This window comes from uncultured Leptotrichia sp., from assembly GCF_938036635.1.
Taxonomy (GTDB): domain Bacteria; phylum Fusobacteriota; class Fusobacteriia; order Fusobacteriales; family Leptotrichiaceae; genus Leptotrichia; species Leptotrichia hongkongensis.
Map to the genome: position 1 here is coordinate 1 of NZ_CALHQO010000563.1, position 2,372 is coordinate 2,372.

Consider the following 2,372-nt stretch of genomic DNA (forward strand, 5'->3'; position numbering starts at 1 on the left):
GAATCTTTTGAAATAGAGGAAATATTGCGTAATTTAAAGGAAAAGCGGAAAAATACGGGAATAAATGTAAAAATTGAAAATGGAATCGTATGTCTTGTATCAAATCCACTTTTTGGCTCTGATGTAAAACGATTTTTTAATCCAGAAATGAAATTAAAGAAATTATCTCGTTCAGCAATGGAAACATTAGCAATCATCGCATATAAAGGGCCTATAACTAAAGCAGAAATAGAGCAGATTAGAAGTGTCGGTGTAGACAAGACTATGTCAAATCTATTGGAAAGAAAACTAATTTATATTTCTGGACGGAAAAAGACGGCTGGAACACCGAATTTGTATGAAGTAACAGATGATTTTTATAATTATCTGAATATTCGTGGGAAACAAGAATTACCAGGAAGTGAGCAGTTTCAAAAAATTGAGCTGCTTTACAAAGAAGATGAAAAAGCAGAAAATGAAGATGTAAATGAGAAAGAAAAATTAAATTCAGAAGAAGATTCGGAACTAAAAGCAAAAGAAAAAATTGAAAAAATAAAAGAGTAGAAAAAAAGAGGTAAATAAAATGAGATTAAATAAATTTATAGCTGAAACGGGATTTTGTTCACGTAGGAAGGCTGATGAGCTTATAAATGAAGGAAGAGTTACCGTAAATAAGCATGAGGCGATTATCGGAATGGATGTGAAGCCTGAAGATGTGGTTAAAATTGATGGAGAAAGAGTAAAACTTAATACAAGATACGAATATTATATTTTAAACAAGCCAAAAAGAGTGATTTGCTCAAATGAAGACAAGTTTGGGCGTAGACTTGCAGTAGACTTTATAAAATCACGTGCCAGACTTTTCACTTATGGAAGATTAGACTTTATGACAGAAGGGCTAATTATAATCAGTAACGATGGGGAAGTTTACAATCACGTAATGCATCCACGAAAAAAATTGTATAAGAGCTACATTGCAAAAGTTAGCCGTGAAATTGAAGACAAGGATATTGAGGCACTGCAGCATGGAGTTGTAATTGACGGGAAAAGGACTGCACCAGCAAAAGTTAAGAAAATTGACAAAAAGGAACTTAGAATTGCAATTTTTGAAGGAAGAAACAGGCAGATAAGAAAAATGCTGGAAACATTGGGATATAATGTTAATTCATTAAAACGTATTAAAGTGGGAGAACTTACGCTTGGTAATTTGCAAGTCGGAGAATATCGTGCTTTGAATGAAGATGAAATTAAATATCTAAAAAGTTTATAAATTTTCTGGCAGGAGGAAAAAATTGGGAAATAATAAAAAATCAATCTTTTTAATAGATTTTGATATAACAATCAGTAAAAAAGATTCGACAGATGTTTTGCTTGAAACACATCAGCCTGAATTTAAACAGGAACTGCGAAAAAGATATAGAGCTGGAGAATATTCTATAAGAGAGTTTATAAAATATGGACTAGGCTCTTTAAATATTACAAAAGAGCAGTATATCCAGACTTTACAGGAAAATGTGACAATTGATGAAACTTTTGTAGATTTTGTAAAAAGTGGAGCAGAATTTAAAATCGTTAGTGCAGGTGCAAGGCTAAACGTACAAGGAACACTTTCAAAATACGGTATAAACTTGCCAGATAGCGAAGTTATATCAAATGATTTAAAATTTAGTGGAACGGATAAAAACCAAATTACTGTGGAAAATCCATTTTTGGATAAGGAAGGCTATTACGGAGTTGACAAGAAGGAAGCTGTAGAAAATTATAAGCAACAGGGTTACACAACTTATTTCGTAGGCGATGGCCCGTCTGATTACAAAGCATTGGAAGTGGCTGATTTTGCTTTTGTGAGAAAAGGGACTAGGGCGGTTAAGTTTTGTGAAGAAAATGGAATTGAATTTTTTGAGTTTGGGGATTTTGACGAGATTTTGGAATATAAAAAAATAAAGCAGTTATAAATTTAATATCTAAAAGAACAATTGATATGAAAAAAATGCAGAATGATTTGAATTTTGATAGGAGAAAATATGTTGCCATACGATGAAACAGACCCGCAAGATATTGAAAATTATGCAAAAAAATTGATAGGGAAAACCTTTTATGATGTATTAAGAGAATATTTCAAAGACAATGAATTGGAATTAGAAAAAACGTTGAATAAAAATAAAGGTAAACTGGGAAACTTAATAGAGGAGTATTATTTTTATTATAAACCTAACAGCAATCCCAATCCAGATTTTCTAAAGGCTAATACAGAATTGAAAGTGACCCCATATATAAAAAATAAAAATGGAGAATTGAAGGCAAAAGAAAGACTTGTAATAGGTATGATTCCTAATGATAAGCCGATAGAAACTGATTTTGAAAAATCTCATGTCTTAGAAAAATTACAATTA

Annotated in this window: 4 protein-coding genes; all 4 read left to right on the plus strand. The window is 31.5% G+C overall.

From position 1 onward, the window contains the following. On the plus strand, window positions 1–543 hold a 543-nt coding region (scpB, locus tag Q0370_RS11335; protein WP_299575796.1), incomplete at its 5' end, for an SMC-Scp complex subunit ScpB. 19 nt (window positions 544–562) lie between these two features. Then, the gene (locus tag Q0370_RS11340) at window positions 563–1,249 is read left to right on the plus strand and encodes a pseudouridine synthase (protein ID WP_147006250.1); all 687 of its coding nucleotides are present in this window, start codon (window positions 563–565) and stop codon (window positions 1,247–1,249) included. A 22-nt stretch (window positions 1,250–1,271) separates the two neighbouring features. Next, window positions 1,272–1,934 (plus strand): HAD-IB family phosphatase, encoded by a 663-nt coding sequence (locus Q0370_RS11345; protein ID WP_299575800.1) that lies wholly within the window; start codon window positions 1,272–1,274, stop codon window positions 1,932–1,934. A gap of 69 nt (window positions 1,935–2,003) precedes the next feature. After that, on the plus strand, window positions 2,004–2,372 hold a 369-nt coding region (locus Q0370_RS11350; RefSeq protein WP_299575802.1), incomplete at its 3' end, for a MutH/Sau3AI family endonuclease.